Annotated in this window: 19 protein-coding genes; 10 read left to right on the forward strand and 9 right to left on the reverse strand. The window is 74.8% G+C overall.

Annotation, left to right across the window (positions count from 1 at the left end; genetic code table 11):
- The first annotated feature begins 245 nt into the window (after positions 1–245).
- From J8M50_RS47125 to hypE, 10 genes are read left to right on the forward strand one after another with little or no spacing between them, the layout of a single operon-like run.
- Positions 246–752 (forward strand): hydrogenase maturation protease, encoded by a 507-nt coding sequence (locus J8M50_RS47125; protein ID WP_040838715.1) that lies wholly within the window; start codon positions 246–248, stop codon positions 750–752.
- On the forward strand, positions 749–3031 hold the full coding sequence (gene hypF, locus J8M50_RS47130) for a carbamoyltransferase HypF (protein WP_010360437.1): 2283 nt from the start codon (positions 749–751) through the stop codon (positions 3029–3031). The genes J8M50_RS47125 and hypF overlap by 4 nt, the downstream gene beginning before the upstream one ends.
- A gap of 7 nt (positions 3032–3038) precedes the next feature.
- A complete protein-coding gene (locus tag J8M50_RS50360; RefSeq protein ID WP_010360436.1) occupies positions 3039–3431 on the forward strand; it encodes a HypC/HybG/HupF family hydrogenase formation chaperone in 393 nt (130 codons plus the stop codon).
- Complete coding sequence (locus J8M50_RS47140) at positions 3428–4567, forward strand: 4Fe-4S dicluster domain-containing protein (protein WP_010360434.1); 1140 nt, start codon at positions 3428–3430, stop codon at positions 4565–4567. The genes J8M50_RS50360 and J8M50_RS47140 overlap by 4 nt, the downstream gene beginning before the upstream one ends.
- Positions 4564–5031, forward strand: coding sequence for a Crp/Fnr family transcriptional regulator (locus J8M50_RS47145; protein ID WP_010360433.1), 468 nt, complete (start codon positions 4564–4566; stop codon positions 5029–5031). Before J8M50_RS47140 ends, J8M50_RS47145 begins: the two co-directional genes overlap by 4 nt.
- Positions 5028–5834, forward strand: a complete 807-nt coding sequence (locus J8M50_RS47150) for an FAD/NAD(P)-binding protein (RefSeq protein WP_029184665.1) — start codon at positions 5028–5030, stop codon at positions 5832–5834. Before J8M50_RS47145 ends, J8M50_RS47150 begins: the two co-directional genes overlap by 4 nt.
- 1 nt (position 5835) lies before the next feature.
- Positions 5836–6600: an NADH-quinone oxidoreductase subunit B family protein gene (locus tag J8M50_RS47155; protein WP_010360430.1), complete on the forward strand. Its 765-nt coding sequence runs from the start codon at positions 5836–5838 to the stop codon at positions 6598–6600.
- Complete coding sequence (locus tag J8M50_RS47160) at positions 6597–7940, forward strand: Ni/Fe hydrogenase subunit alpha (protein WP_010360429.1); 1344 nt, start codon at positions 6597–6599, stop codon at positions 7938–7940. Before J8M50_RS47155 ends, J8M50_RS47160 begins: the two co-directional genes overlap by 4 nt.
- On the forward strand, positions 7937–9034 hold the full coding sequence (hypD, locus tag J8M50_RS47165) for a hydrogenase formation protein HypD (protein WP_010360428.1): 1098 nt from the start codon (positions 7937–7939) through the stop codon (positions 9032–9034). Before J8M50_RS47160 ends, hypD begins: the two co-directional genes overlap by 4 nt.
- Positions 9031–10062 (forward strand): hydrogenase expression/formation protein HypE, encoded by a 1032-nt coding sequence (gene hypE / locus J8M50_RS47170; protein ID WP_010360427.1) that lies wholly within the window; start codon positions 9031–9033, stop codon positions 10060–10062. Before hypD ends, hypE begins: the two co-directional genes overlap by 4 nt.
- Positions 10063–10109: 47 nt before the next feature.
- Here hypE and J8M50_RS47175 read toward each other — a convergent pair whose 3' ends face one another.
- The 9 genes from J8M50_RS47175 to J8M50_RS47215 form a co-directional block, all read right to left on the reverse strand.
- A complete protein-coding gene (locus J8M50_RS47175; RefSeq protein WP_010360426.1) occupies positions 10110–11348 on the reverse strand; it encodes a TIGR02679 family protein in 1239 nt (412 codons plus the stop codon).
- A complete protein-coding gene (locus J8M50_RS47180; protein WP_141655668.1) occupies positions 11345–11536 on the reverse strand; it encodes a hypothetical protein in 192 nt (63 codons plus the stop codon). The genes J8M50_RS47175 and J8M50_RS47180 overlap by 4 nt, the downstream gene beginning before the upstream one ends.
- Positions 11533–15621: a TIGR02680 family protein gene (locus tag J8M50_RS47185; protein ID WP_223786448.1), complete on the reverse strand. Its 4089-nt coding sequence runs from the start codon at positions 15619–15621 to the stop codon at positions 11533–11535. Before J8M50_RS47185 ends, J8M50_RS47180 begins: the two co-directional genes overlap by 4 nt.
- Positions 15618–16832 carry a TIGR02678 family protein gene (locus J8M50_RS47190; RefSeq protein WP_010359451.1) on the reverse strand — a complete coding sequence of 405 codons (1215 nt, stop codon included), beginning with the start codon at positions 16830–16832 and terminating at the stop codon, positions 15618–15620. Before J8M50_RS47190 ends, J8M50_RS47185 begins: the two co-directional genes overlap by 4 nt.
- The gene (locus J8M50_RS47195; protein ID WP_010359452.1) at positions 16829–18370 is read right to left on the reverse strand and encodes a TIGR02677 family protein; all 1542 of its coding nucleotides are present in this window, start codon (positions 18368–18370) and stop codon (positions 16829–16831) included. Before J8M50_RS47195 ends, J8M50_RS47190 begins: the two co-directional genes overlap by 4 nt.
- Before the next feature lie 69 nt (positions 18371–18439).
- Entirely contained in the window at positions 18440–21766 is a 3327-nt protein-coding gene (locus tag J8M50_RS47200; protein ID WP_050987396.1) for an SAV_2336 N-terminal domain-related protein, read from the reverse strand.
- 2 nt (positions 21767–21768) lie between these two features.
- Positions 21769–22725, reverse strand: coding sequence for an AAA family ATPase (locus J8M50_RS47205; protein WP_010359455.1), 957 nt, complete (start codon positions 22723–22725; stop codon positions 21769–21771).
- Positions 22722–24860, reverse strand: coding sequence for a VMAP-C domain-containing protein (locus J8M50_RS47210; RefSeq protein WP_010359456.1), 2139 nt, complete (start codon positions 24858–24860; stop codon positions 22722–22724). Before J8M50_RS47210 ends, J8M50_RS47205 begins: the two co-directional genes overlap by 4 nt.
- Before the next feature lie 3 nt (positions 24861–24863).
- Positions 24864–25244 (reverse strand): CU044_2847 family protein, encoded by a 381-nt coding sequence (locus J8M50_RS47215; protein ID WP_029184550.1) that lies wholly within the window; start codon positions 25242–25244, stop codon positions 24864–24866.
- Between the last annotated feature and the right edge of the window lie 263 nt (positions 25245–25507).

Below are 25507 nucleotides of genomic sequence, written 5' to 3' on the forward strand. Positions count from 1 at the left end.
GGGCCGACCGGTGCGCTCCCGAGGGCCGTACGGCCCTCGGGCCGGAGCGAACCGGATCGAAGTCGAGAGAACCGGCACCCGGAACGGCGGCCCCGGGCACAGATGCGGCGGGAGCAGGACCCGCCCGAGGCCGACGGGAGGGACCCGCTCGCCCCGGCACCGGCGCGCCCCCGGGACCCTCGGCCGGCCTCCGGGGGCCGTTCGGCCCCTGGAGGGGTCCCGCGCCGCCGCCCACTGTGGAGGTCATGACACAGAGTCGGCCCGTCGTCGTCATCGGCGTCGGCAACGAGTTCCGCCACGACGACGGCGTGGGCTGGGCCGTGATCGCCCGGCTGCGCGAGCGGGCGAAGCAGCGGCCCCTGCCCCCGGGCACCGCGCTCGCCACCTGCGACGGAGACCCCGGCCGGCTGATCGGCCTGTGGGACGGCGCCACCCTCGCCGTCGTCGTCGACGCCGCCCACGCCCACCCCGGCACACCCGGCCGCGTGCACCGCCTCGAACTCGACGGGGGCCGCCTGGCGCCGCCGTCGGCCACCAGCTCCCACGGACTGGGCCTCGGCGAGGCCGTCGAGCTCGCCCGGATCCTGGACCGCCTGCCCGAGCATGTGATCGTGTACGCGGTGGAAGGCGCCGACGGCTCCTTCGGCACGGGCCTGTCGCCCGCCGTGGCCGCCGCCGTCCCGGTGGTCGCGCGGGCGGTCGAGGAGGACATCGCCCGCCACCACGCCCCGGCGAGCGGACAGCGGCCGTGACCGTACGCCGCTTCCACGTCGAGGGCACCGTCCAGGGCGTCGGCTTCCGCCCCTTCGTCCACCGCACCGCCGCCGAACTCGGCCTGGACGGCTGGGTCGCGAACGTCGACGGCCACGTCGAGGGCGAGGTCGCCGGGCCGGAGGACGCCGTCCGCTCCTTCGCCGCCCGCCTGCGAGGCGACGCACCCCCGCTCGCCCGGGTCCGCCGGGTACGGCTGACCGACGGCACCACGAGCCCCGCGCCCGGTTTCGAGGTGCGCCCCAGCACCGTCGCCGGCCGAGGCCCCGGCAGCCGCGAGATCCCGCCCGACGCCGCGATCTGCGCCGCCTGCCTGCGCGACCTGCGCGACCCCGCCGACCGCCGCCACCGCTACCCGTTCATCAACTGCGCGGACTGCGGACCGCGCGCCACGATCATCGAGGACCTGCCCTACGACCGGATCCGCACCACCATGGCCCGCTTCCCGATGTGCCCGGACTGCGCGGCCGAGTACGCGGACCCCGCCGACCGGCGCTTCCACGCCGAACCCGTCGCCTGCCCCGCCTGCGGCCCCTGCCTGGCCTGGGACGCACTGCGCGGCGAGGCCGCCCTGGACGCGGCGGTGAAAACGGTCGCCGACGGCGGCATCGTCGCCCTCAAAGGGCTCGGCGGCTACCAGCTCGTGTGCGACGCGGGCGACCCGCGCGCCGTCGCCGCACTGCGCCGTCGCAAACACCGGCCGGCGAAACCGTTCGCGGTGATGGTGCGCGACCTCCATGCCGCAGCCCGGCTGGCACGCATCTCCCGCGGCGAACGCGTCGCCCTCACCTCCCCGGAACGCCCCGTCGTCCTGCTCGCCCGCCGCCACCTGCACGGCACGCCGCACCTGGCACCCGGCGTGCACCCCGGACTGTCCCGCATCGGCCTGTTCCTGCCCACCACGGGCCTGCACCACCTCCTCCTGGACGGACTCGACCGCCCCCTCGTCGTCACCAGCGGCAACCTCGGCGACGACCCCATCGCCATCGACGACGCCACCGCCCGGGCCACCCTGGAGGGGATCGCGGACGGCTTCCTCACCCACGACCGCCCCATCCGCGCCCGCCACGACGACTCCGTCGTCCAGTTCGCGGGCCGCACCCGCGTCACCCTGCGGCGCGCCCGGGGCCTGGCCCCCGCCCCCCTCCCGAGCGCCGCCCAGCAACCGGTGGCGGGCCTGGGCGCCCACCTGAAACACACGGTCACCCTCGCCGCCGACGGCCGCGCCCACCTCGGCCCGCACACCGGCGACCTCTCCGGCCCGGCCACCTACGAGGCGTTCCTGTCGGCCTACGACCGGCTGCGCCACCTCACCGGCATCGAACCCGGCCTCCTCGCCCACGACCCGCACCCCGGCTACCTGTCCACCCAGTGGGCGCTGCGCCAGCCCCTGCCCCGCACGGCCGTCCAGCACCACCACGCCCACGTCGCCGCCTGCGCCGCCGAGCACGAGGTGCGCGGCCCCTTCCTCGGCGTCGCCTACGACGGCCTGGGCCTCGGCGACGACGGCACCCTGTGGGGCGGCGAGATCCTCGTCGCCGACCTGCACGGCTACCGCCGCGTGGGCCGCTTCGCGACCGCCCCGCTGCCCGGCGGCGACGCCGCCGTACGCCACCCCTCCCGCACCGCGCTCGGCCACCTCCTCGGCGCCGAGGCGCTCGGCTCCCCGCTCCCGCCCGACCGGCTCACCGCGAGCCTCACCGGCCGGCTCGACCCGAGGGAGACCGCCACCGTCCGCGCCATGGTCGCCCGGGACGTCAACTGCCCGCGCGCCTCCAGCGCCGGCCGCCTCTTCGACACCGCGGCCTGCCTCCTCGGCCTCGCCGACCGGGTCACCTACGAGGGCGAGGCCGCCGCCCTGCTGGAGACGGCGGCCGGCGACACGCACGCGGCGCCCCTCGCCCACCGGGTCGTACACGTCGGCGGACTGTGGGTGTACGACTCCACCGCCACCCTCACCGACCTGCTGCGCCGCCGCCTGGACGGGGAACCGGTGGACCGGCTGGCCGCCGCGTTCCACCTGACGCTGGCCGCCGCCACCGCCGACCTCGTCGCCCGCGCCGTCGCCGAGGGCGCGCCGCGCACGGTGTGCCTGGGCGGCGGCTGCTTCGCCAACCGGCTGCTGCTGACCGGCGTCCGGCGCCGCCTGCACGCCCAGGGCCTGCGGGTCCTGGTCGGCTCCCAGGTCCCCGTCGGGGACGGCGGCATCAGCTACGGCCAGGCCGCGGTCGCCGCCGCCCGGCTCACCGACAGGAGATGAGGAACCCATGTGCCTGGGTATCCCGGGACGCGTCCTGGAGATCCACGACGACGCCGGACTGCGTATGGCCACCGTCGACTTCGGCGGGGTGCGGCGCGAGGCGTGCCTGAGCTGCGTCCCCGAGGCGGACGTCGGTTCGTATGTCGTCGTGCACGTCGGCTTCGCGATCACCCTGGTCGACGAGGCCGAGGCGCACCGCACGCTCGACGTGTTGCGCGCCATGGCGGGCGCGGTCGAGGGCGAACTGGGCGAGGAACTGCCCCCGAGGTCCGTCAGGCCCGCCCCGCAGGGCCGGTCGGCCCCTGCCCCGGGCGCCCGGCGAGGCCGCAGGCTGGCAGCGCAGGAGCACGGCACCATCCCGACGACGAAACCCGACGACGAAAGGTGTGGACCGTCATGACCGTCACCGTGCCCCCGGCCGTGATCGACGAGGACGGACTGGAGGTGCTCGTCGCGACCCTGGTGGCCCAGGACCGCACCGTCGTCGGACCGACCGTGCGCGACGGCGCGATCGTGCTCGCCGAACTGACCTCCGCGGCCGAACTCCCCTACGGCCAGGGCGTCGAACTCGACGCCGGCCGCTACCGCCTCGTCCCCCGCGCGGACCGCGCCGCCTTCGCGCACAGCGCCGGACCCCAGTCCTGGAAGTCCTGGCTGCACCCGGCCCGCGAACGCCTGTGGAGCGCCGACCGGACCTCCGGGGGAGACGTCACCTTCACCCCCGCCGACCCCGAACCCCCCGCGTACGCGTTCCTCGGTGTACGCCCCTGCGACCTGCGGGCCATCGCCATCCAGGACCGGGTCCTGACCGGCGGCCGGTACCAGGACACCGGGTACGGCCGGCGCAGGCGGCGCGCCCTGCTGATCGCCGCCGAGTGCACCGAACCCGGCGCGACCTGCTTCTGCGTCTCCACCGGCGGCGGCCCCGCGGCCGACCCCGGCTACGACCTGGCGCTCACCGAGATCGTGGACGACGACGGGCACCGCTTCCTGGCGCGCGTCGGCAGCGAAGAGGGCGCCCGGCTGCTGGACGCCGTACCCCACCGCCGGGCCGACACCGTCACCGAGGCCACCGCCCGGGGCGCCGTGGACGCCGCCCGCGACCGGATGGGCCGCGCCCTGCCCGCGGCGGACCTGCGTTCCCTGCTGAGCGGGAACCTGGACGCCGAGCGCTGGGACGACGTCGCCGCCCGCTGCCTGACCTGCGGCAACTGCACCATGGTCTGCCCCACCTGCTTCTGCGTCACCACCGAGGAGGTCACCGACCTCACCGGCGACCACACCGAACGGTGGCAGCGCTGGGACTCCTGCTTCGACCTGGACTTCTCCCACCTGCACGAAGGACCGGTCCGCGCCTCGGGCCGTTCCCGCTACCGGCAGTGGCTCACCCACAAACTGTCCACCTGGCACGACCAGTTCGACAGCTCCGGCTGCGTCGGCTGCGGCCGGTGCATCGCCTGGTGCCCGGTCGGCATCGACCTCACCGAAGAGGTCGCGGCTCTGGACGCCGAACGCGGGACGGAGCCCCCCCGATGACCGTCGCGAGCAGGCTGCGCATGGCGAAGGCGCTGGGCGAGGCGCACCGGGAGCGCCTCCTCAAGGCCGCCCGCGAAACAGACCTGCGCCTGGGAACCAGGCTCTTCGACGAGGGCGAGTACGCGGACCGCTTCTGGGTCCTGCGCGAGGGCACCGTCGCCCTGGACGTGCACGTTCCCGGCCGCCGCGCGGCCGTCGTCGAGACCCTCGGCGCCGGGGACCTGACCGGCTGCTCCTGGCTCTTCGAGCCGTACGTGTGGCAACTGGGCGCCACCGCCACCACCCCGGTGCGCGCGTACGCCTTCGACGCCGTCGCCGTGCGCCGGATGTGCGACGAGGACGCCGACTTCGGGCGGGCGGTCGGCCAGTGGGTCGGCCAGGTGCTGGCCGGGCGCCTCGCCGCCGCCCGCACCCGCCTCGTCGACCTGTACGGCACCACCACCGGCGCGGGCGGCACCCCATGAACGGACTGCCCGTACCGCACGTGGTGACCGACCGGCGCGCCGAGACCGCGGACACGGTCACCCTGCGGATCGAACCCGTCGGCAAGACGCTCGCCGGGTTCACGCCCGGCCAGTTCGCGATGGTGCACTGCTTCGGCCGCGGCGAGATCCCCCTGTCGGTCAGCTCCGTCCAGTCCACCGGCGGCCTGGCGCACACCGTGCGCGCCGTCGGCGCGGTCTCCGCCGGACTGTGCGAGGCCCGCGTCGGGGACGTCCTCGGCGTGCACGGCCCCTACGGCACCGGCTGGGAGCTGGAACGGGCGCGCGGCCGGGACGTCCTCGTGGTGGCCGGCGGCATCGGACTCGCCCCGCTGCGCCCCCTGGTCCTCGAAGTCCTCGCCGAACCCGGCCGCTACGGCCGGATCAGCGTGCTCGCCGGGGCCCGCACCCCCGCCGACCTCATCGTCCGCGACGACCTGGAGAAATGGCGCACGGCGTACACCGGGGTGACCGTCGACCGGCCCGACCCGGACTGGGACGGCGACGTCGGCGTCGTCACCCGCCTCCTCGACCGCGCCCCCTTCGACCCCGCCCGCACCTGGGCGTTCGTCTGCGGACCCGAGCCGATGATCCGCGCCACCGCCCGCGACCTCGTCCACCTCGGCGTGCCCCCGCAGCGCGTCCGCGTCTCCCTGGAGCGCAACATGCGCTGCGCGACCGGCCACTGCGGCCACTGCCAGCTCGGCCCCCTCCTGGTGTGCCGGGACGGTCCCGTCGTCGGCTGGGACCGGGCCGAACCCCTGCTGTCGGTGAGGGAGCTGTGAGATGAGCACACGGAACACCCCGACGCTCGCCGTCTTCAAACTGGCCTCCTGCGACGGCTGCCAGCTCACCCTGCTGGACTGCGAGGACGAACTCCTGGGCCTCGCCGGCCAGGTGCGGATCGCGCACTTCCTGGAGGCGACCAGCGCGGTCGAGCCGGGCCCCTACGACCTGACCCTCGTCGAGGGTTCCGTCACCACCCCCGGGGACGCCGAACGCGTCCACGCCATCCGCGCCGCCTCCCGCCGGCTCGTCACGATCGGCGCGTGCGCGACCGCCGGAGGCATCCAGGCACTGCGCAACTTCGCCGACGTCGACGCCTACCGGCGCGTGGTCTACGCCCACCCCGAATACATCTCCACCCTGGCCACCTCCACCCCCGTCTCGGCCCACGTGGACGTCGACTTCGAACTGCGCGGCTGCCCTGTCGACCGGCGCCAGCTCCTCGAAGTGATCACCGCCCACCTCGCCGGCCGCAAGCCCGACATCCCCGAACACAGCGTCTGCTTCGAGTGCAAGCGGCGCGGCACGGTCTGCGTCACCGTCGCCGACGGCACCCCCTGCCTCGGCCCCGTCACCCACGCCGGCTGCGGCGCCCTGTGCCCCGCCTACCGGCGCGGCTGCTTCGGCTGCTTCGGGCCGTCCGGGTCGGTGAACCTGCCCGCGCTGATCCCGCTGCTGCGCCGCGACGGCCTCGACGAGGACGCCGTCGGACGCTTCCTGCACACCTTCAACGCCGCCGCCTTCGACAAGGAGCTGAACCCGTGACCCACCGAGGTTCCCGCGTCCTGCACGTCGGCGCCCTCTCCCGCGTCGAGGGCGAGGGCGCGCTGAGCCTGCGCGTCCACGACGGCACGGTCACCGAGGCACGCCTGGAGATCTACGAACCGCCCCGCTACTTCGAGGCGTTCCTGCGCGGCCGGTCGTACACCGAGCCGCCCGACATCACCGCCCGGGTCTGCGGGATCTGCCCGGTGGCCTACCAGATGAGCGCGTGCGCGGCGATCGAGGACGCCTGCGGAGTACGCGTCGACCCGGCGATCGGCGCCCTGCGCAGACTGCTGTACTGCGGCGAGTGGATCGAGAGCCAGACCCTGCACATCTACCTGCTGCACGCCCCCGACTTCCTCGGCCGAGCCGGCGCGATCGAACTGGCCCGCACCCACCGCGCCGAGGTGGAGCGCGGCCTCAGACTGAAGAAGGCCGGGAACTCCCTGCTGGAACTGCTCGGCGGACGCGCCATCCACCCGGTGAACGTCCGCCTCGGCGGATTCCACCGGACCCCGGCGCGCGGGGAACTGCGCTCCCTGGAACCGGAGCTGAAGCGCGCCCTCGACGACGCCTGGGAGACCGTGCGCTGGGTGGCCGGATTCGACTTCCCCGACGCCCGCACCGACGCCGACCTCCTCGCCCTGGCCGCCCCCGACACGTACGCCATCGAGAGCGGCACCCCGACCGTCCTGCGCGCCGACGGCACCACCGGCTCCTTCCCGCTGCGGGACTTCACCCAGCGCGTCCGCGAGACGCACGTGGCGCACTCGACCGCTCTGCACTCCCGGCTCGACGGCCGCACCCACCTCACCGGCGCCCTCGCCCGCTTCGCGGTCAACGGCCGCAGCCTGTCCCCGCTGGCCCGGCAGGCCGCCGTCGAGGCCGGACTCGGGGACCCCCGCGACGGCGGGGTGTGCCGCAACCCGTACCGCTCGATCCTGGTGCGGGCCGTGGAGGTCGTGTACGCGCTGGAGGAGGCCCTCAGGATCATCGCCGCGTACGAGCCTCCCGCGCACCCGTACACGGAGGTCCCGCCCGCCGCCGGCGTCGGACACGGCGCCACCGAGGCCCCGCGCGGCCTCCTCTACCACCGCTACGAACTCGACGCCCGCGGCATCGTCACCGACGCCGTCATGGTTCCGCCGACCGCCCAGAACCAGGGCGCCATCGAGGCCGATCTGCGCCGCCTCGCCCAGCGGGCCGTGAGCGAACAGAACCTCGGCGACGAGGAGCTGACGGACCTGTGCGAGCGGGCGATCCGCAACCACGATCCGTGCATCTCCTGCTCCACCCACTTCCTCGACCTGAGGATCGTGCGCACCCCGGGGGAGAGGTGAAGTACCTCGACGAGTACCGCGACCCCGTCCTCGCCCGCCGCCTGCTCGACGCGCTGCGGGCCACCGCCACCCGCCCCTGGCGGATCATGGAGGTGTGCGGCGGCCAGACCCACACCCTGGTCCGCCAGGGCATCGACGAACTCCTGCCCGCCGGCATGCGGATGATCCACGGCCCCGGCTGCCCGGTCTGCGTCACCCCGCTGGAGACCCTCGACCGGGCCATGGCGATCGCCGCCCGCCCCGGCGTCACCTTCACCAGCTTCGGCGACATGCTGCGCGTCCCCGGCACCTCCACCGACCTGCTGTCCCTGCGGGCACGCGGCGCCGACGTCCGCGTCGTGTACGCCCCCATGGACGCCGTACGCCTCGCCGCCCGCCACCCCGACCGCGAGGTGGTCTTCCTCGCCGTCGGCTTCGAGACGACGGCGCCCGCCGCCGCGACCGCCGTCCTGCACGCGGCCCGCCTGGGCCTCACCAACTTCACGATGCTGGTCAGCCACGTCCTCGTCCCCCCGGCGATGACCACGCTGCTCGACGACCCCGACTGCGAGGTCCAGGCGTTCCTCGCCGCCGGGCACGTGTGCGCGGTGACCGGCTGGCGCGCCTACGAACCCATCGCCGAGCACTACCGGGTGCCGATCGTCGTCACCGGCTTCGAACCGCTGGACCTCCTGGAGGGCGTCCTGATGGCCGTGGAACAGCTGGAGTCCGGCCGGCACGAGGTGACCAACCAGTACGCGCGCGCCGTGCGCCGCACCGGCAACACCGCCGCCCAGGACGCCGTCAGCACCGTCTTCCAGGTCACCGACCGCGCCTGGCGCGGCCTGGGCGCGCTGCCCGACAGCGGACTCGAACTCGCCGCCCCGTACGTCCGGTTCGACGCGGTGAGCCGCTTCGACGTGGGCGACCTGAACCCCGTCGAGGACGCGGCCTGCATCGCGGGTGCCATCCTCACCGGAGCCCGCGTCCCCACGGACTGCCCCGCCTACGGCACCCGCTGCACACCCCGCCACCCCCTCGGCGCGCCCATGGTGTCGTCCGAGGGGACCTGCGCCGCCTACCACGCGGCCGGACGCGCAAGGAGCGCCCCATGACCATCGAGTGCCCGGCACCCCTGCGCGAGGACGAGGTCGTGCTCCTCGGCCACGGCGCCGGCGGACGCCTCACCGCCGAACTCCTCGACGAGGTGATCCTCCCCGCGACCGGCGGCCACGGCCCTCTGGAGGACGCCGCCCTGCTGCCCGGCCACCGCGACCTGGTGATCAGCACGGACAGCTACGTCGTCAGCCCGCTGTTCTTCCCCGGCGGGGACATCGGCTGCCTCGCCGTCCACGGCACCGTCAACGACCTCGCCATGCGCGGCGCGCAGCCCATCGCGCTGTCCGTCTCCCTCATCGTCGAGGAAGGGCTCCCGCTGGCCGACCTGCGGGCCGTCATGCAGTCGCTCGGAAAGGCGGCCCGCGAGGCCGGTGTCCCCGTGGTCACCGGCGACACCAAGGTCGTCGGCCGGGGCGCCGCCGACAAGTTGTTCGTCAACACCACCGGCGTCGGACAGCGCCACCGCACACTGCACCCGTCCGCCGCCCTGGCCCGGCCCGGTGACGCGGTCCTGCTCTCCGGGCCGATCGGACTGCACGGCACGACCGTCCTCAGCACCCGCGAGGGACTCGGCTTCGAGAGCGACATCGCCTCCGACACCCGGCCCCTGCACCGGCTGGTGGCCGCCCTGGCCCCGCTGGGCCCCGCGGTCCACACCCTGCGCGACCCCACCAGGGGCGGGCTCGCCGCCGTCCTGAACGAGATCGCCCGCGACTCCTCGGTCGCCGTCGAGATCGAGGAACACACCGTCCCCGTCCCCGAGGCGGTCGCCTCCGCCTGCGACCTCCTGGGCCTCGACCCCCTCGTCGTCGCCAACGAGGGCTGCCTGGTCGCCTTCGTCGCCCCCACCGAGGCCGAGGCAGCCCTGACCGCCCTGCGCTCCCTGCCGGAAGGCGCCGAGGCCACCCGCATCGGCGAGGTCCTGCCGGACGGTCCCGCAGGTCGGGTCACCCTGCGCACCCTGGTGGGCGCCCGCCGCATCGTCGACATGCCGCTCGGGGAGCAACTCCCGCGGATCTGCTGACGCGGGTCATGGACATGGGCCGCCGGGGTGTGCGGCGGCCCGCTGCGTCAGGGTGCGAGGTCGGCCAGCAGGACGTCCAGGACGGTCTCCTCCTCGACGCGCACACCGAGTTCGGCGAGGGCCGGGGCCAGGTCAGGGTCCCAGGGGGCGGTCGTGGGGGTGCCGGTCAGGGGTGGGGCCAGGGGAGCGGCGGCGGCTGCGGCGCGGTAGGCGGCGGCGGTGTAGCGCCAGGGGCTCCAGGGGACGCGGCTCAGCAGCGCGCCGGCGATGCGCAGGCCGCCCCAGTCGAAGTCGCCGTGGTAGCGCAGCCGGGATCCTCGGGTGTGGAGGTGGCGCAGCAGGGCGAGGGCGGCGGCCGAGGGCTGGCCCTGGAGGCAGACCAGGGGCGGGCATGCCGGGCCGTGGGTGTCGGCGGCGGTGGCGAGGACGGCCGGGTTCTCGCAGACGTGGACGACCGCGGGTGCCGTCCTCGGCGGGGTGCGGGTGAGCTGGCGCAGGGTCAGGACGGCCGGTTCGCCCGCGTCGGTCATCCAGTCGAGGGCGGGCGTGCCGCGCAGGCCCACGGTGAGGACGGTCGAGGAGAGGGCGTCCCGCAGCAGACCGGCCGACGCCCACGCCTCGCGGCGCCACTCGGCTCCGGCGCCGTCCGGGAAACCGGTCAGGGCACGGACGCCGGACAGGACGAGCGTGGCGAGCGGGGTCCCGTCGTCGAGGGCGTGGGCGTCACCGAGCGTGCCGGCGGCGAAGGCGGCCAGGGACACGGCGGGGTCGGCGGGCAGCGCCCGCAGGGCTGTCGCGGTGCCGGCGAGGAGGCTCTTCGCCGTGGGCGGGGTGCGGGCGAGACGGCGTACGAGACCGTCGCCGCGCAGCCGGTCCGCCCAGTCGGCGAGTTCGGACGGGAGCGCGGCGAGCGGCGTGTACGCGTCCCGCCAGGCGTTCGCCTCCTGCGCGCGGACGTCGGCGAGACGCGGGACGGGGCCGGTGAGCGCGGTCACGGCCGGGGTGAGTCCCCCGGGGCTGATGCCGGAGCGGCGCAGGACGGCGTCCACCGCGTCGAGGCGCACGGTCAGCGAGCCTCCGGCGCGCGGGGCACGGCCCAGCAGGCGCTCGGCGGCGGCCCGCTCGGCGGCGCTGGGAGCGGCCAGGGTGACCGGGCCGGTGAGAGGTTCGTCCCGCTCCAGACGGCGGCGTACGCGCTCGACCAGCCAGCCGAGGCCGGGGTCGCCCAGCAGGCGGGTGAGGCGGCCGTGGTCGATGTGCGGGCCGGGGAGGTCGGGCGTGCTCATGCGGACCGCGCTTCCTGGCCGGGGGCGGCCGGCAGCCGGCCGGGGCGGTCGCGGTCCACATGCGGGCCGGGAGAGCCGGGGGTGCTCATGCCCGCCACCGCTGCGGGCTCGCCGACCGTGAACCTGTGCTCCGACCCGGTGCCGGGGACGCGCTCGACCACAGGGCCGCAGCCGTCGCAAGCGCTCACGCCCACAGCGCCTCCTGGTCGGCATCGGACTCCTCACCGGCCATGAGCCGGTGCTCCGGTTCCGCGCCGCGCAGCCGCTCGCTGCCGTCCCACTCCCAGCGGGTCACCAGGACCGCGGCGATCTCGTCGACCCGGGAGAGCTGGGCGATGGCGATCCCGGGGACCTGCGGATAGCAGGCCCATTCGCGCTCGGACGTCATCACCACGTCCAGGTCGAAGGCGTGCAACAGCCCCAGGCACTTGGCACGCGAGTCGTCGTCCACCCCCGCGAACGCCTCGTCCAGGGTCACCAGGCGCGGGGCGTCGGGGGCGGCGGTGGCGTAGTGGGAGGAGGCGGCGGCGAACAGCGGTACGGACATGGCGAGGACGCGCTCGCCGCCGGAGGCGGGCCCGGTGGCCGGGACCCAGCTGCCGTGCTGGTCGCGCTCGACACCGAACTCGTGCCAGGACCGGTAGTCGAGCGCCGCGGTGAGCACCTCCAGCCAGCCGCCCGCCGCGTCGTCACTCTGCCGACGGGCGATCTCGGCCTGGAGGAACTCCCCGACCGCCGCCCGCTCCTCGGGCGCCCACGCGTCCGCCGACTGCCGCAGCCGCCCCCGGGCCTGCTCAAGACCGGCCGGCGCCTTGCGAGAAGGACGCCACACCAGCCGCAGCCGCATGCCGGTGGACGTGGGCCGCTCCTTCAGCTCGGCGTTCATCGCCCCCACCTGCCGCTCGGCCGCCTGGATCAGCTCCTGCAAGGTCCCCGCGACCTCGGTCAGCAGGTGGGTCTCGAGGATCTCGCGTTCGTGAGCGGACAGGATGCGCGCCAGCTCGGCCACCTCCGTGGCGAGGGCCCCGGCCAGCTCGGGGACCGTCCGCCTGCGGCCCTGGTAGACGATGTCGACGACCATGCCGTCCTCCACCATGGTCGCGGTCGCGGTGTGGCCGCCGCGCGAGAGGGCGTCCTGGAGCTTCTTGTACTCCTCGCTCAGCCGCTTCTGCACCCGCTCCCAGGCCCCGTCGGAGTCGTCGGTGGACGAGAGGTCCGCCTCGACGGCGCGGGCGAGCGCGATCGCCGGGGTCGCCGCCCACGGCCCGCCGTCCGACGCGGGCACGGCCGCCTCGGGCAGGGCGACGGCCAGCAGACCGGTGCCCGCGAACCGCTGGAGCGCGGCGACGGCCTCCGCGCGGGCGGCGGCGGCCTCCCGCACGTCCTTGGCCAACTGCTCGATACGGCCCTCGGCGTGGCCGACGCGGCGGCCGGCCGCGGCGTGTTCCTCGCGGGAGCGGCGCTGGTCGCGCTCGCACCCTGCCAGCGCCTCCGCGGTGGCGGCCAGGAGCCGTTCGAGTTCGGCGACGGCGGTGCCGACCGTGGCCCGCAACGTGGTGTGCCGTTCGTCGGCGGCGGTCGCGAGGCGGGCCGACTCCTCGGCACGCAGCGCCAGTTCGGCCACCCGGGTACCCGCGCTCTCGGCCTCCGCGCGCTCCTCGGCGACGGCGCGTCCGGCGTCGGCCCGCTCGCGCAGGGCGGGCCACAGAGCGGCGAGGACGGCGGTGTAGTCGGCCAGCGCCCGGCGCACAGCCGTCAGTCCCGGCCGGTCGGCCGGCAGATTCACGGCGGCGGCCGTGTCGGTGAGTTCGGCAGTGGCTTCGGCCTCCACGCCGGCCGCTTCGGCCAGTTCCCCGGCGCGTTCGTCCTGGCGGGCGCGTGCCCGGTGGGCGGCGTCCACGGCGGCACCGGCCAGCGCGTGCGCGTGCCGCAGGGCGGCGTCGTCGGGGACGGCGGCCAGCTCGGCGTCCAGGGTCCGGCGACTGCGGGCCACCTCGGCCCGCTCGGCCTCCACCGCCTCCAACCGGCCCGCGACAACGCCGAGTTCCTCGCCCAGGACGGCGATCCGGGACCGGCGCGCCTCCTCGCGGGCGCCCTCACCGACGTACGCGGCACTCTCCTTCGACCAACTGCCCCGCAGCGCGCCGACGCGGAAACGGCCGTCCGCCGCGACCCAGGTGTCGCCCGAACTGTCGGAACCGAGGCCCACGGCAGCCAGAAGACGGGCCACCGTCCGCTCACCGACCTCCAACGCCCGCGCGTCACCGTGGTCCACCGCCGGACGCAGCACCTCGGCGAGCGTGCTCCCGGGAAGCGGGTCACCCGGCGACACCAGCACGTCGTGCCCGTCCCCGCGCAGGGCGGTGCCGTCCGGGCACACCCAGGCGTCCAGCAGCCCGGACGCCTCCAACGCCGCCTCCAGGCCCGCGCGTTCACCGGCACCGACCTGGGCGCGGAAGTCGACAAGGCGCCACAGCGCAGCGCCCGGAGCCCGGTCGCGCACACCGGGGGTACGGGTGTCAGGCGCCGTAGGGCCGCGCTGGCCGCCCGCCTCCAGGTCGCCCAGCTCACGCTCGGCCTCGGCGCGCCGGGCCTCCAGGACGGCCAGCCGCTGCCCGAGCGAGGCCGCCGCATCGGCCAGGTGCGCGGCCCGCGTGCGATGGGCGTCGGCGGTGTGCACGCGTGCGGGGGAGGGGCCGCGCAGGTGCGTGACCCAGTCCTGGAGCGAGTCCAGCAGGCCCGCCGGGTCGGCGGGCTTCAACTCCTCGCAGACATCGAGGTGTTCGCGGACCGAGGCGACCAGCTCCCGGCCCGCCTCGGCAGCGGCCGACTCCGCCTCGGCCTGCCGCCGCGCGGTGTGCCCCGCCTCGCTCTGCGCCTCGTCCAGGCGGCGGGCGGCGGCGCGCCGCTCGGCTGCGGCCTCCTCGGCACGCGCAGCCAACTCCTCCACGTGGTCGAGGGTGCGCCGCCTGCGCGCCACCGACTCCTCGGCCGCGCGCCGCAGTTCGGGCTCCGGCGCCCCCTCGGTGCGGACCTCGCCGTCGAGGCGGGCGGCCGAGGCCGCCTCCCGCGCACGGCCCAGAGTGTCCGCCACCTGCTGTTCGGCCGCCGTCAGGCGCCTTCCGGCCGTCTCGGAGCGGCCCAGCGCCCGCGTGTGCACCTGGGCCGCCTGCTCCCGGTCCGCCTCGGCACGGCGCAGCTCACCGGCCGTACGGCGGGCTCCGGCCGCCGCCTGCTCCAGCTCCCGGGCACTGCGCATCTCGGGGCCCTCGCGCAGCGCGGCGTCCTGCGCCTTGAGGCGGGTGGCGCTCTCCTCCAGGTCCGCGATCCGCCCGGCGATCAGCTCCCGCTCCTCCTCGGCCGCCGCCCTGTCGGTCTGGGCCTGGGCGAGATCGCGGCCCAACTGCTCGTAGCGGGCGTGCTCGTGACGGGGCAGCCGGGCACGGCGGCGGGCGGCGACCCGGGCGTAACGGCGGTAGTGGTCCAGGAAGGCGGAGGCCGCCCGCTCGGCCTCACCGGCCGCCCGCAGCTCCTCCTTCTCCTCGTCCAGGGAACGGAACGCCTCGGCGACGTCGGCGATCACCGCCTGGTCCATCGGCGGCAGCGCCTCGGTCAGGGCCCGCGACAGCGCCGCCTCGTTGGGCCGCTTCGACAACTGCGGCTGGCGCAACTGCACCAACAGGTCCACCAGAGCCGCGTACCGGCGCTCACCCAGCCCGAAGAGGGCCTCGTCCACCGCCCTGCGGTACGCCGTGGCCGTGTCGTACACCATGCCGCGTCCGGCGAGCGCCTCCGCGAGCCGGTCGCGCGACAACGCGGTGCCGGTCGCGTCGAGCAGGCTGAGGTCCGCGCCGATCCGCTGGTCGGTGACGGCGTACCAGTGGCGGGCTATGCCACGCCCCTCCACCGCCTTGAGGCCGCAGGCGAGGGTGAGGAAGTGTTCTTGTCCGTCGGTCTCGTCGCGGCGGCCGAACTCGATCCAGGTGTAGCCGAGCCGCTCGGGGTGCGGATGCTGCCCGCCCAGCAGCAGGTTCCACTCCATGCGCTTGCCCGGGTCCGCGTCGGGCTCCACGCGCCGCGCGGACAGATCGCCGTCCAGCAGGAACGGCAGGGTCAGCGCCAGGACCTTCGACTTGCCGGTGCCGTTGTTGCCCCGCAACAGCAGCCGCCCGTCGCGGAACCAGAACTCCTCGGTGTCGTAGTAGAAGAGGTCCACAAGGCCGATGCGCAACGGCCGCCACCGGCCGGGCGCGGGGGAGGGCAGGGCGGTCACGATCGTTGCGCCTTTCGTACGGATTCCTTGACGACGGTCTCACCGACCGCGTACCGGGCCAGCGCCGGCAGCGGGGAGACACCCCCGGGGACGAGGGCGACGAGGCCGAGCGCGGTCAGCTTGGCCAGCGCCAGCTCCACCAACTCGCCCTCCGCGCCCGGCTGCCGGGCACTCTTGGACCAGAACCCGCCGTGTTCGACGGCCAGTTCCCGCACCCGGCGCTCCAGCTCGGCGCGGCTCACCGCGCTGTTCGAGGCCGCCAGGTGCTCGGCGAGCAGCAGGGTGACATGGCCGTGGGTGCCCTGCTCGGGCATCCGGACGTCGGTCAGGTCGTCCAGCGGGTCGACCATGGCGATCCCCTCGGCCCGCACCTCGGCGACCAGGCCGGTCAGTTCGGTGATCCGGGCGGCGATGAAGGCCCGCTGACGGGTCAGGTAGGCGAGCTCCTCGTCGGTGAGGCCGGCGTAGTACAGCACAGGGTCGTCCAACAGACGCCTGGTCAGGCGCTGGCGGACGGCGCGGAAGCGCAGTTCGTCGCTGTCCAGGGCGCTCTCGGCGGTCAGTTCGGCCAGCCGGTCCTCGAAACCGCCGGCGCCGATCAGGGACGGGCCGCGGCGGGCGGCGAGCAGACCGGCCAGGACGCGGCGCTGGACGTCGTAGAGCACGTCGCCCGCCCCGCTGACGTAGGCGTCCTCGTCCCCGGCCACCCGCCGCAGTACCCCGTAGTGCATGAGGAGCCGGACCACCGCCGCCAGGTCGAGGCGTTCGTCGCGGCGCTCCAGCGTGAACGCGATACCGGCCGCGGCCAGATGAGGATCGGCGGCGTCCAGGACCACCTGTTCGGCGAGCCGCCCCAGCGCGATCTGCGCCTCGCCCCGCTCCAGCGCGGCCAGCGCCAGGCACAACAGCACATAGCGGCGCCGGGTGAAGGGGACGCGGGCACGGGACGCCTCGCGCGCCGGATGCGTCGGGTCGGCCAGCGTGCCGGGCGTCCGGCCGAGACGCGCCGCCTCCGCGTCCACCCGCAGCGGCCAGCCGGTGTTGCGGTCGAACCAGTCGCGCAGGTCGGCGGCGTGCCGGCGCACCAGCCGGAACTCGTCGGCGTGCGGGCCGTGCGCGAGCAGCAGCGGCTCCTTGAGCAGGGCGCGGGCGGCCTTGTGGAACTCGGCGGTGCGCCGGTTCTCCAGTACCTCGCCCAACGGTGTGGTCATGGCCGCCCTTCTCCAGTGATGATCTCGACGGTGTGGTCAGGGCCGCGGAAGACACCGCCGGGCGTCCGTATTTCGGCCGTCGTCCCGTCCGCCAGGGCGGTGAGCCGGATCTCCATCGTGCCGTCGTTGCTGGTCGCCACGGTCGTCGTCATGCCGGGCCGCCAGGTGGCGAGGGCGTCACCCAGCAACTGGAGGAAGAGGCGGAAGGAGAGTGGGTCCAGTTCGCCGAGCGCGGACAGCCGGGTGACGCCGCCGGTCGCCAGGCGGGCGCGGGCCGCCGCGATCTCCTGCGTCTGCTTCGCGGCGATCTCGGCCAGGCGGCGCCGCTGCTCGGAGCGGTCCTGCACCCGGCGGGCCTTGCCGCGCCGCTCGTAGCTGCCCGTACGGCGCAACTGCGGGCTGATGCGCAGCGGTTCGGCCTCGGCCCACGGGGTGGATGCGGCCACCGGGCGGGCCGTGCGCCGGTCGAGGGTGGCGGCGTCGACGGTGAGGTGGCGTGCCGGGTACAGGCCGAACGCGGCCCGCCACAGGCGGTGGCGTGCCGCGTCGTCGGGGGCCTCGGCGAACCAGCGGGCCAGCGCGCGGAAGTCCGCCGAGCGGTCCGAGCGCCCGGCCCGCCGCTCGTTCAACTGCCGGACCACCGCCAGGAGTTGCGGGATCGCCCCGAGGGCACGGCCCCGCAGCAGCCGGGCCTGCGACTCGCGGCCGTCCGCCGACACGAACCAGGCGGCCAGCCCCGACCACTTCGCCGACCACCGCTCGTACGCCCGCGCCTCGGCATCGACGGCCTCGTCCGGAGCGGCGTCGGCCGCCTCCCGCGCCGCCGCCAGGCGCAGCAGCGCGTCCACCCGGCCCCGCTCCTCCAACTCGCCGATGAGCAGGGCGATCCGGCCGCCCAGGGTGATCAGGTCCTGGATGAAGCGTTCCAGGTACTGGATCAGCCGGTCCTTGTAGGCGAGGAAGACCTCGACGTCCACCTCGTGCAGGTCGATCGTGCGCTGGAGGGAACCCATGAACGCCCGCGCGTTCTCCGCCAGCGCCTCGAACCGGGCGGTCAGCGCGGACAGCGCCAGGTGCGCCTTGGCCGCGTCCGGATCACCGGTGAGCACCAGCAGGGCCCGCAGCTGCGTGACGATGTCGTGCAGGGCCACCGCCTGGAGCGCGCCGCGCCGTCCCAGCGCCTCGTCGTACACGGACAGCGCCTGCTCGGTGGCCTCGCCGGCTCGGGTGAGCTGGTAGATGAAGCGCTTGCGGTAGAAGTCCTCGACCGCCGTCACCCGGGACGTGTCCGGGTCCGCCCGCAGATTGCCCCAGCCGACGAGGCTGTCGAGGGCCTTGGCCACGGTGTCCTGGTCGGCGGGGCGGTGTTCCGGCTCCAGCGCCGCGTGCACGTCCTCGGGCCGCAGGTGCACCGCGAAGCGCTCCTTGGCCGTGAGGAACACGCGCATCACCCGGCGGTAGAGGGCCGCGTTGGGCGCGCTGAGATGGGCGAAGGGGGCGTACTCGGCTCGGGTGGGTTCGGAGGGCGTCGACGTCATCGTCCGGCCATTGTTCCTGATGTGCACCCCACTTCCGTAACCATGGCCATGGGGTCACTCAAGGTGATTTCAGGGTCGAGGGGACGCGACGACCAGTTCCGCGAGGTCCAGGAAGGCGCGCGTCGTCGACGCCCGCAGCCGGTCCGGCGCCCAGTGGGTCGAGCGCAGCGCGTTGTCGAAGGGAACCCGGACCGTCCGGGCGGGACCGATGCCCAGCTCCTGGACGAAGCCCGGGGACAACCGGGTGCGCACAGAGCTGTCGAGAAGCGTGGTCACCACAACGGCCTCGTCGACCAGACGCTGGTGTCCGCTGTCGCGCAGCGCGTCGAGCGTGCGCAATGCCCCGTCGAGGGACAGGTAGTGGGAGCCGCAGCACAGGATCAGCCGGTCCGTGTGATTCAGGACGGCGTCGGCCGGCCAGCCCAGGAGGCGGGGCGACCAGTCGGCGAGCACGAAGGAGTAGTACGGCGCCGTGTGCTCCAGCACGCGCGTGTACTCCTGCGCGTGCAACGGGTTGGGGGTGTAGCGGCCCGGACGATGGGCGGCGATCTGGAGGCCGGACGTGAGCCGTGTGGTGAGGGCGCGGACGTCCGCGTACGCCGGACCGGTCCGCAGGGCGGCGAGATCCCGCAGGGTGGCCGGGTTGCGGTCGGTGAGGAATCCGTCGAGCGCCCCCTCCGAGGGAGCGCCGTCGAGGGCCAGGACCGGCTCACCCCGCACGGTGGCGAGGACGGAGCCCAGCATCACCGTCGTCGTGGCCCGCCCGCTGTGCGGGCCCGCGCCGACCAGAGTCAGCCGCCTGCTGTACGGCAGCGGAACCCGCAGTCTCCCCATACGGGCCTCCGCCTCCCGGCGTCCCGGGCCGAGACGCGGCAACCGCAGCGGGAGATCACCGGGGGTCTCCCGAGGCAGGGCGAGCGGAACCCGGGCGAGGGCGTCGCCGCGGCCGACGGTGTGGGCCTGAGCGGCGCCGGGACGGTGCAGGGCGACGTACCGGGCCAGCGCGTCGGCGATCTCGCTCGCGGCCGGCCGCAGCCCGGGATCCGTCTCCTGGCAGCGCAGCACCAGCCTCCTGAGCGGCTCCCAGGTATCGCCCTGCCACAGGTGCATCCCCTCGGGCAGCCCCGGCACCCGCAGCCCCGCCTTGGTGCTGATGAGCTGGAGCAGCCCGCCCAGCGAGCGCACGTTGTCCGCGGCCGTGGGGACGGGTCCAGCGCCCAGATGGTGCCCGTCGACGACGCAGTCCGAGAGGCCACCCAGCACGACGGTCCGGCGCAGCACGTAAACGGTGTCGGCGCCGAGGTCCGCGAGGACCAGACCCGAAGCGTGGCACTGGGCGAGGGCGCTGGCCAGGTGGTACCCGACCAGGAGACCGCGGAGCGTGTCGAAGGGGGCGGCTCTGCGGCGGAACGCCTCGTCGACGAACTCACCGAGGTGGACGGGGCGTGCCCGGGGCGACTCGCTGTCCACGACCGGTGTCATCGCGAGCCACGGCGGGGAGTCCTCGAACCCGGTCCCGAGCAGCGCCGGAGCGTACGGTCCCTGGAGCCGGGTCAGCGCCTGCGCCTCCACCTCCAGCAACCGCGCGTTCGAGGCGGGCCGGTCCGGCCGCGGGACCCGCAGCACGGCATCCGCACCACCGTCGGCGACCGCCCGGTAGAGCAGCGTGCGCCTCCCTGGACGCCGGCCGCGCAGCGCGTACGGGCCCAGTCGGACGGGATCCTGGCCGGTGAGCGGTCCCCAGTCGTCGGCCGCTTCGGGGACCGCCTGCTCCGGGTCCGCGCCCGGCAGCGGTGAGCCGCGTTCGAAGGACACCCCGAACCGGCTGAGCAGCCGCCGCTCGACGCTGGTGAACGGCTGGTGTGCGGCGGGCAGTTGGGCGGAGCCCTCGGGGTGGGCCAGCCAGGAGGGGAAGTCGGGGGACCGGCCGGCCAGCTCCTCCAGTCGGCGGCCGATCAGGCGGTTGGTGCGCAGGAGCTCGGCCTGCGGCACCGCGTGCAGCAGGACCGCCTTGGCGTCCTCGGAGAAGTCGAACACCCGGTGTTTCGCGGGCAACGGCCCCGGCACGGGTGCGGGATGCGGCCGGATCAGGCCGCCGAGGAATACTTCCGCCAGGTGCGAGGGCCGTGCCGCGGGCACCTCGCGCTGCACCAGTCGCATCACCGGCACCGACAGCGGGGTCACCGCCGCGAGGTGGGCCGCCAGGCGGTACGCCTCCGGGGTGGCCGCGTCCCGGAAGTGCTGGGCGCTGCCGGCCTCGCGCGGCGCGGCGACGGCCCCGTCCCGGTCGGAACGGTCGAGCAGCGGCAACTCCGCGGTGGCGCCGGGTGAGGCGAGCAGCCGTGCCCAGCGGTGCAGGGACGCGACGGTCGGCTCCAGGACGGCTACCGGTACCCCCTCGAAGACGGCCAGCTCAGGAGGGAGCACCGGATCGGTGATCCCCCAGAACGCGCCGGGGCTGCCGATCCGCCGGGTGGTGACCTGCCAGTGCCCGGCGGCGATACCGGACGCCTCCCACAGCTCGGGCGGCAGGGTGTGCAGGACCGCGACCGGTCCGTGCGCCGCCCGCCCGGCCAGCAGGCTGTGCAGGGTGCCGGTGCGCCATGCGGCTCCCATGCCGTCGCTGACGACCAGGACGAGAGTCCGGCCCGACGGGTCGTTGATCGCGGAGAGCGGCAGTCCGGGACTGTCGGGCTCGAACGCGCCCGCGTGCAGGCGCGGCTCGCGGCCCCGCGTGTCGAGGCCGAACACCCGGGTGCTGGCGAAGGCGCCCAGCCGCTCCAGCAGGACCCGCAGTTCGGTACCGAGCCGGTGCCACAACAGCATGGACAGGCCGTCGTCCACGAGCAGAGCGAGGCGCAGCCGGCGCTCTCGCACCGGGCGCTGCACCACGTCCGGCAAGCCGGTCTCGGCGAATCGGGCGGCGGTGCGCTTCTCGTCGATCTCCACACGATGGCGGCTGTCGCTGCGAAGCCTCAGCGGTCTCAGCGCGCGGCCCACGGCGAGTTCGTCGCCGAGTGCCTTGTCCTCGGGGACGCGGACCGGCATCGCCCTGCGGGATTCGGGCCGCGACCCCGGCGACGGGACCGGCGGTGCCTGGCGAGCGGCTCCGTACAGGGCCGAGGGGATGAGGTCGGGCAGGTCCGGATCGTCCGGGTCGGGCTGCCGGGGCTCGACGGCGGTCCGGTCCGGCTCGGGAGCGGGAGCGGGTGGGGGCGGGGGCTGCGGGAGCGGCGAGGCCGGTCGTGGAGACAGGGGGGCGTCCGTGTTCGCGGTCAGCCGGCGGGCCAGCCACAGGACGTCGAGGATCTGGTCGGCATCCAGTTCCCGCATGCCGTACCCGCACGCCCGCAGGATCCGCAGGACCTCGTCCAGCCGCTCCCCGCCACCCGTCATCGTCACAGAGCTCCGGTCAGCTGGTGCAGCACGGCGTCGAGCAGCCCTTCCGCGTCCAGGTCGACCCCGCCCGTGCGCAGGAAGACGGCGTTGAGCAGTTGGTCGGTGGCGAGCTCACCAGGCGCGCGGCGGCCCAGGAACGCCTCGATCAGGTCGTCCGCCTCGCGCATGACCTCCTCACCCAGATGCGCCGCGACGATGGCCCGCAACCGATCCGCGTCCGGCACCGGCAGGGCGAGCCGGACACACCGGCGGAGGAACGCGGGCGGGAAGTCCCGCTCACCGTTGCTGGTGATGACGACGACGGGGAACTCCGTGCACTGGACGCGCCCCCGGTGCACCCGGACCGTGCCGCCGTGGTCGTGGGTCTGCACCTCGACGTCGGCCATGTCCTCCGGGAGCCTGGAGAGTTCCCCGATCTCGAAGACGCCCTCCTCGAAGACGGTGAGCAGGTCGTTGGGCAGGTCGACATCTCCTTTGTCCATCTCGTCGATGAGCAGACAGCGCGGCGCGGCCGTCGGCACGAGCGCGGTGCCGAGCGGGCCGAGGCGGACGAACGTGCCGATGGACGGCTCGCGTTCGCCGCGGTCCCGACTGAGCGCCGCCTCGTGCAGACGGCCGATCGCGTCGTAGCCGTAGAGGGCCTCCTCCACGGTGGAGCGGCTGTTGACCGGCCAGCGCAGCAGCTCGCCCAGACCCAGCTCGTACGTGATCGCGTGGGCCAGGGACGACTTGCCGGTCCCGGCCGGTCCGGTGACCAGCAGCGGGCGGCGCAGATGGAGCGCGGCACTGACGACGTCGGCGTGCCGGGGCTCGATGAGGTACGGCCGTTTCGGGCCCGGCCCCGGGACCGGCGAGAAACGGCGCCACGGCGGGGCGGGCGGGAGGGCGACGGACCTCGGAATGCTGTCGCCCCGGAAGAGGCGCCAGTCCGCCTCGGAACCGGACGCGGATGTCATGCGCTCTCCTGTGGCTCGCTCAGCTGTAATCGGGGCACGGCACGGTCGGCGTCGGCCCAGGCGAGGACCGGACGGCCGGGGAACCCGGGCCGTCCGGCCAGAACGTTCGCGCGGTAGCCGCGCACTTCGTCCGGCAGCTCCCGCGTGGCGACCTCGGCCATCCACTTGACGACATGCGACCTCCCGTTCGAGCCGCGGTCCCACACCACCACAGGGATACCCAGGACGAGGCAGGTCTGCACGATCCTGCGTCGTGACGGACCGGGCGGTACATCCACGAAGACGCAGACCGTGTCGAGCCGGTTGACCAGTTCCGGGTAGACCGTGTCAGGACTGACGGACTCGTCGACCGTGAACGGTCCACCCGAGTCGAGCCGACTCCATCTGGTGCGCCAGTGGGACAGGAAACGCCCGTGCCGGCGCAGCAGTTCGGGACAGTGCACGACCACCGGGAACTCCACCCCGAGCACCCCGGGCACGAGTTCTCCCGGCAGCCGCGCCGCCCACTCGTCCACGGGCAGGTCGAGGCTGTCCCGGTCCACGAGCACCTCGACCATCGGTGGCGGGGCGCCCTCGGCGGCGGGCGAGAGGGAGGTGACGACCCGCAACACCTCCCGGGCCGCCTCCGACGGCGTGTACGACACGACGCTCTCGGTCGACACCCGCCGCGGCCCGGACCCCTCGTCGCACCAGATCCCCAGCCGATGCCGGCCCGGCCGGGCCCGGGTGACCTCCACCAGCACCCGCACGCGCACGGAACGCTCCCGCGCCGAGCGGGCCCACACCAAGGCGTCCTCCCGCCGCTCGCTCAGGGCGCCCCGCGCGACGCCGAGCCGCGCGGCCACCCCCTTCGTCCACAGCCGCAGTTCCGCCCGCAGAGGCTCCGCGCACAGCTCGGCGACGTACTCCATGGCACGCAGCAGCGCCGGAACCCTTCGTTCCCCTTCGGTGAGGCGGCCGTCCCCGGGCAGCGCCTCCAACTGTCCGACCAGACTGTCGAGATCCTTGCCGTCGGGGTAGACGGCCAGGTGAGGGAGAGCGGCGCGCACCGCCTCGGCCAGTCGCCCGCGCTCCGCGCGGCCCATGAGCAACAGATGCCCGCGGAGTTCGGCGTACTCCTGTGGGGTCAGCAGCAGGGCGGCCGGCACGAGACCGGCCGCTGCCAGGACGCGGTCGGCGCCGCTGCCGGCTTCACCTCGCAGAAGAGCGGTGAGGGCGGGCAGGGCGCGTGGGTGCGTGAAGAGGAACGCGGCGAACTCCTCGGGCGTCGGCGGGGTGACGTCGCTCGCGTACCGGACACCGCAGGCCCGGGCCAGCCGCCGGCCGTACTCGACGCGTCCGTTGCCCGGGGGCAGCAACTCCGCCAGGAGATCCGCCAGCACCCCGAGGGCGGGCTCGTCGGGGTCGAGCACATCGGTCGCCGCGACGTCCAGCACACCCAGCGGGCGCAGTTCGTCCTCGATGCGCTGCCAGGGGATGACCATGCTGCGCCGGATCGTGTCCTGAGGGCTGTACGACCCGGAGACCGGGTCCCGGTCCGGCACGGTGTTAGCGGCGACCAGGCCGACCACGGCGTGGTGGTCCACGGACCACAAGGGGCTGCCGCTGTAAGCGGGACCCACGGCCTTCCCGGTGGGTGCCCCGTCGACGTAGCCCACGGGGCCCGCGATCAGGGTGACGGTGACCTCGGCGACCGACTCCTGGAGGGCGCTGCCGTGCCAGGCCAGCGCCCGCTGCCGGAGCGCCATCGCGGTCCTGCGCGGTGGCGCGGGCAGGTCGTGCGACGTCCCTTCGAGCCGCAGCACCGCCAGGTCACCGAGCCAGGTGCGGGCGCCCGTGCGGACCCTCTCGCCGTTCGCGGAACGCGGCGGGATCCAGTGCTCGACACGCGCGTAGTACCGACGGGAGCCGAGCGTGCCGTGCAGGTCCACCGGAATCATCCTGAGGTCCGGATCGCGGGGGTCGGACCAAGCGCGGCCCAGCGCGTCGTTGACGACATGGGCGCAGGTCAGGACGGTGCCGGCGCCGACCACCATGCCCGCACCCGCGATCCGGTCGGTGTCCGCGCGGCGCACCGAGACCACATGGTGGGCCGGATCCTCGTCCGAGGCCGTCTCGTCCAGGAACCAGCTCACCGCTCACTCCGCCGCAGTCGGGACCGTTGTCCAGGTGGCGGTCACGGTGAGATGAGCCTGCCCGCTTCCGCCGACGATCCCGAGCCTCAGGTCCTGCCCGACCTGCACTCCGAAAGTCACACTCAGCTCGCCGGGCGGCTCGGGCACAGCCCGCACGGCGTCGTGCACCTCTTGCAGAAGCGGCCCCAGCGGGCGCAGCGCCAGACGCAGAGCACCCGCCGTGAACTCGGCGGCGACCCGCCTCCCGGAGGCCACCGGGACGACGGTCCCCATGCCCTCGGGAAGGTCGTCGTCCTGCTCGGACGCGTATCCGTCCGGAGTCGCGGTCAGCAGGAACCTCACGGGCGTTCCGTCGATGAACTCCCCATCCAAAACCGTGGACATGACCACATTGTGACCCAACTCGCCCAGTCTGGCAGCCCGTTCACCAGGACGACCGCGACCTGCCGCAAAGAAGAAGGTCTTGCGCGCATGGCTGTGCCGGTGCCCTGCGCATCAGGGTCTCAGGTGGGGATGTCATGGACTTCTCGGCGACCGTGACCCGCGGCGTGGACGTCTGGATGCCCGTGGCCGCACCCCACAACAGGGCCCGGGCCACGGCGACCGAGGCGGTGTCGGTGAACCCCAGCCCCGTGAGCGGCGCCCTC

This window comes from Streptomyces acidiscabies (assembly GCF_020010905.1).
GTDB classification, from domain to species: domain Bacteria; phylum Actinomycetota; class Actinomycetes; order Streptomycetales; family Streptomycetaceae; genus Streptomyces; species Streptomyces acidiscabies.

Bases quoted from the DNA above. Each gene is read 5' to 3' on its own strand.
- hypE (WP_010360427.1), top strand. From the start codon at position 9,031: ATGACCATCGAGTGCCCGGCACCCCTGCGCGAGGACGAGGTCGTGCTC.
- J8M50_RS47125 (WP_040838715.1), top strand. From the start codon at position 246: ATGACACAGAGTCGGCCCGTCGTCGTCATCGGCGTCGGCAACGAGTTC.
- J8M50_RS50360 (WP_010360436.1), top strand. From the start codon at position 3,039: ATGTGCCTGGGTATCCCGGGACGCGTCCTGGAGATCCACGACGACGCC.
- J8M50_RS47215 (WP_029184550.1), bottom strand. From the start codon at position 25,244: ATGTCCACGGTTTTGGATGGGGAGTTCATCGACGGAACGCCCGTGAGG.
- J8M50_RS47140 (WP_010360434.1), top strand. From the start codon at position 3,428: ATGACCGTCACCGTGCCCCCGGCCGTGATCGACGAGGACGGACTGGAG.
- J8M50_RS47200 (WP_050987396.1), bottom strand. From the start codon at position 21,766: ATGACGGGTGGCGGGGAGCGGCTGGACGAGGTCCTGCGGATCCTGCGG.
- J8M50_RS47145 (WP_010360433.1), top strand. From the start codon at position 4,564: ATGACCGTCGCGAGCAGGCTGCGCATGGCGAAGGCGCTGGGCGAGGCG.
- J8M50_RS47155 (WP_010360430.1), top strand. From the start codon at position 5,836: ATGAGCACACGGAACACCCCGACGCTCGCCGTCTTCAAACTGGCCTCC.
- J8M50_RS47205 (WP_010359455.1), bottom strand. From the start codon at position 22,725: ATGACATCCGCGTCCGGTTCCGAGGCGGACTGGCGCCTCTTCCGGGGC.
- J8M50_RS47175 (WP_010360426.1), bottom strand. From the start codon at position 11,348: ATGAGCACGCCCGACCTCCCCGGCCCGCACATCGACCACGGCCGCCTC.
- J8M50_RS47195 (WP_010359452.1), bottom strand. From the start codon at position 18,370: ATGACGTCGACGCCCTCCGAACCCACCCGAGCCGAGTACGCCCCCTTC.
- J8M50_RS47150 (WP_029184665.1), top strand. From the start codon at position 5,028: ATGAACGGACTGCCCGTACCGCACGTGGTGACCGACCGGCGCGCCGAG.
- J8M50_RS47190 (WP_010359451.1), bottom strand. From the start codon at position 16,832: ATGACCACACCGTTGGGCGAGGTACTGGAGAACCGGCGCACCGCCGAG.